Source organism: Streptomyces albidoflavus, assembly GCF_000719955.1.
Lineage (GTDB): Bacteria > Actinomycetota > Actinomycetes > Streptomycetales > Streptomycetaceae > Streptomyces > Streptomyces albidoflavus.
The window spans coordinates 1-4467 of the sequence record NZ_JOII01000078.1; the positions used below are offsets into that span (position 1 = coordinate 1).

Here is a 4467-nt window from a genome sequence, read left to right on the forward strand (position 1 = left end):
CACCCGCTCCAACGACGCAGCACCCTCCACACCGTTCAGCACATCCAGCAACGACCACTCCGTGAACGGCTCCAACGCCGCCGCACACTCCGCCACCCGCCCCGCGAACACCGGCGACGAACCCAACAACTCCACCGCCATACCCACCCACTGCGAACCCTGACCCGGGAACACGAAGGCGACCTTGCCGGAGCCGTCACCGACCGAGCCTTCCACCAGACGCGGGGAAGGCTCCCCGGCGGCGAGGGCGTCCAGCCCGGCGAGCAGTTCCTCACGGTCGGACCCCACGACCACCGCACGCCGGTCCATCGCCACACGCGAGGACACCAGCGCATGCGCCACGTCCAGCACCGACGCGTCGGACGCACGCACCGACGCCGCCAGACGCGCCGCCTGCTCCCCCACCACCGCACGCGACTTAAGGTCGGCCGGCTGATGTGGAGGCTCTTGGGCAGGGTGCCCTGCCGCATCGCCAGGATCATCTTCATCATGCCGGCGACGCCGGCGGCGGCCTGGGTGTGGCCGATGTTGGACTTCAGCGAACCGAGCAGCAGCGGCCGGGCCGGGTCGCGGTCCTGGCCGTAGGTGGCGAGGATGGCCTGCGCCTCGATGGGGTCACCGAGCGGGGTACCGGTGCCGTGCGCCTCGACCACGTCGACCTCGCCCGGGGCGAGGCCCGCGTTGGCGAGGGCCTGGCGGATGACGCGCTGCTGGGAGGGGCCGTTGGGGGCGGTCAGACCGTTGGACGCACCGTCCTGGTTCAGGGCGGAGCCGCGGACCACGGCGAGGACCGGGTGACCGTTGCGGCGTGCGTCGGAGAGCCGCTCCAGCAGGACCAGGCCGACGCCCTCGGCGAAGCCCATACCGTCGGCGCCCTCGGCGAAGGCCTTGCAGCGCCCGTCGGCCGCCAGGCCCCGCTGCCGGGAGAACTCGACGTAGGGCTCGGGTGTGGACATGACGGTGACACCGCCGGCCAGGGCCATCGTGCACTCGCCGGTGCGCAGCGACTGCAGGGCCAGGTGGAGGGCGACCATGGACGAGGAGCAGCCGGTGTCCATGGTGACGGCGGGGCCCTCGAAGCCGTACGTGTACGACAGGCGGCCGGAGGCGATGCTGGAGGCGTTGCCGGTCATGAGGTGGCCGGCGAGCTGTTCCTGGGCGGCGGCGCCGCCCAGGCGGACCTGGTAGTCCGTGGTGATGCTGCCGACGAAGACCCCGGTGGCGCTGTTGCGCAGGGTTCCCGGGTCGATGCCGGCGCGTTCGAAGGTCTCCCAGGAGGTCTCCAGCAGGAGCCGCTGCTGCGGGTCCATGGCCAGGGCCTCGCGCGGCGAGATCCCGAAGAACGCCGGGTCGAATCCGGCGACGTCCTGGATGAAGCCGCCCTCACGGCTGTAGGTGGTGCCGTGGCGTTCGGGGTCCGGGTCGTACAGGGCGTCGAGGTCCCAGCCGCGGTCCTCGGGCGGGGTGGAGACGGCGTCCACCTCGGCGGCCATGAGGTGCCACAGTTCCTCGGGCGTGGTGACGCCGCCGGGGAAGCGGCAGGCCATGGCGACGACCGCCATGGGCTCGTCGGTGACGCCCGCGGAGACGACGACGGGCGCGGCGGCGGGGCGCTCGTCGCCGAGCAGCAGGGTACGCAGGTGGGCGACGACCGCTGTGGTGTTGGGGTGGTCGAAGAGGAGGGTGGTGGGCAGCTTGACGTCGGTGGCGGCGGTGATCCGGTTACGGACCTCCACGGCGGTCAGCGAGTCGAAGCCCAGGTCCTTGAAGGCACGGTTGACGTCCACGGCCTCCGGTGAGGAGTGGCGCAGCGCGGTGGCGACCTCGGCGCGGACCAGGTCGGTGAGCAGCCGGTCCTGTTCGGCGGGGGCGAGGCCGCGCAGCCGGTCGCGCAGGGCGTGGGTGTCGGGCGCGGTGGCGGCCGCCGCCTCCAGGGCGCGGCGGACCTCGGGGAGGTCGCCGACGAGCGGGCTGGGCCGGGCCGCGGTCATGGCGGTGCCGTAGGCGCGCCAGTCCACATCGAGGACGGTGGCGTGCGGGATGCCCTCGGCGACGGCGGCGCGCAGCGCGGCGACGGCGGTGACGGGGTCCATCGGGGCGAGGCCGTCGTGGCTCATCCGGTCGGCGAGCACGTCGGCGGTGGCCATGCCCGCGTCGGCCCACGGGCCCCAGGCCACGGAGGTGACGGGCAGGCCCTCGGCCCGCCGCTGCTCGGCTACGGCGTCCAGATAGGCGTTGGCGGCGGCGTAGTTGGCCTGTCCGGCGTTGCCGAGGACACCGACGATCGAGGAGAAGAGGACGAACAGGGTGACGTCGTGGTCGCGGGTCAGCTCGTGCAGGTGGGCGGTGCCGAGGGTCTTGGGGCGCAGGACGGCTTCGAAGCGGTCCAGGGTGAGGGCGTCGAGAACACCGTCGTCCAGGACACCGGCGGCGTGCACGACGCCGGTGAGGGGGAGGTCGGCGGGGAGGGAGTCCAGCAGACGGGCGAGCTGGTCGCGGTCGGCCACGTCGCAGTCGGCGACGGTGACCCGGGCACCCAGCTCCTCCAGCTCGGCGACGAGTTCGGCGGCACCGGGGCTGCCGGGTCCGCGTCGGCTGGTGAGCACCAGGTGGCGGGCGCCGGAGGCGGCGAGCGAGCGGGCCACGTGGGCGCCGAGCGCACCGGTGCCGCCGGTGATCAGGACGGTGTCGTGGTCGCCCCAGCCGGCGATCCCGTCGTCGTCGGCGGCCCGCACGGCGAGTTCCGCGTCTGCGTCGGTGGTTCGGACCGGCTCGGGCAGCGGCATCCGGGCCAGCCGACGGGCGTACGCGCCGGAGGAGCGTACGGCGATCTGGTCCTCGGGGCCGCCGAGGAGCGTGGCGAGGCGGGCGAGGCTGCGGGCGTCGGGGTCGGCGGGCAGGTCGGCGAGGCCGCCCCAGGCGTCGGGGAGTTCCAGGGCGACGGCGCGTCCGAAGCCCCAGGTCTCGGCCTGGACGGGCGAGGTCAGCCGGTCGCGGCTGTCGACGGCGACGGCGCCGCGGGTCAGCGCCCACACGGAGGCTTCGGTGCCGGACAGCGCGTGCAGCAGCTCCTTGGCGGTGGCGAGGCCGCGCGGTACGGCGGGGTGGTCGGGGTGGGGGCGCTCGTCGAGGGCTAGGAGAGAGAGGACGCCCGCGATGCCTTCGGCGCCGTCGGTCTCGGTGTCACCGGTTCCGGTGAGCAGGGCGGTGAGCGCGGCGGTGTCCTCGTCGCCGGTGAGGTCGTGGCGCTCGACACGCAGGCCGCGCGCCGTGAGAGCTGCCAGCACCGCGTGCACCCAGGGGTCGTCGGCGTGGCCGGCGGGGACGAGGGCGGGCCAGCGGCCGGCGGGGACGGCGTCGTCGGCGCCGGTCAGCGCGGTCCAGGTGACGCGGTGGCGCCAGGTGTCGAGGGTGGAGCGCAGGGTGCGGCGACGGCGCCAGGACGCCAGCGCGGGCAGCAGCGTGCCGAACGCCTCCACGTCGTCGCCGGTGACCTCCAGCACGGAGGAGAGCCGGGTGAGATCGCCGCTCTCGACGGCCGACCAGAAGTCGCCGTCGGCGGGGTCGCCGGTGGCCGCCGCCGCGGCCGACTCGGCGGGCGTCAGCCAGTACCAGTCACGGCGGAACGGGTAGGTGGGGAGGTCGACGTGGCGGGGCGGGGTGCCCGCGTAATGCGTCTCCCAGTCCACCTCGGCACCCAGCGCCCACGCCTCACCCAGCGACAGCGCGAACCGCTCCAGACCACCCTCGTCACGCCGCAGCGTGCCGACGACACCGGCCTGAACGCCCGCGTCCTCGATGGTCTCCTGCACCCCGGTGGCCACCACCGGATGCGCACTCACCTCCACGAACACCCGGAAACCGTCGGCCAGCAACGCACGCGTCCCCGCCTCGAACTCCACCGTCCCCCGCAGGTTCCGGTACCAGTACGCAGCGTCCAGACCAGCGGTGTCCACCACCTGTCCCGAGATGGTCGAGTAGAACGGCACATCACACGAACGCGGCGCCACCGGGGCCAGAAGCCCGGCAAGCTCCTCCTCGATGCGCTCCACATGCGCGGAGTGCGACGCGTAGTCCACCGCCACCCGACGCGCCCGCACACCCGACGCGTCACACGCGGCCACGAACTCGTCCAACGCCCCCGCATCACCCGACACCACCACCGACGACGGCCCATTGACCGCCGCCACACCGATACGCCCCTCCCAGCCCGCCAGCAGACCACGAACCTCGTCCACGTTCCTAGCGACCGACACCATGCCGCCCAGACCCGACAACGCACGCAACGCACGCGACCGCAACGCCACCACACGCGCCCCGTCCTCCAACGACAACCCGCCCGCCACCACCGCGGCCGCGATCTCGCCTTGCGAATGACCGATCACCGCACCCGGCTCCACACCCTGAGCCCGCCACACCTCCGCCAACGACACCATCACCGCCCACAACACCGGCTGCACCACATCC

Annotated in this window: 1 protein-coding gene and 1 pseudogene; both read right to left on the reverse strand. The window is 73.7% G+C overall.

Annotation, left to right across the window (positions count from 1 at the left end):
• Nucleotides 1-408: acyltransferase domain-containing protein (locus tag IF45_RS34545; RefSeq protein WP_502266730.1), on the reverse strand; the 408-nt coding region annotated here is incomplete at its 3' end.
• Nucleotides 409-434: 26 nt separating this feature from the next.
• Nucleotides 435-4467: pseudogene (locus IF45_RS31795) on the reverse strand (SDR family NAD(P)-dependent oxidoreductase); the annotation flags it as partial.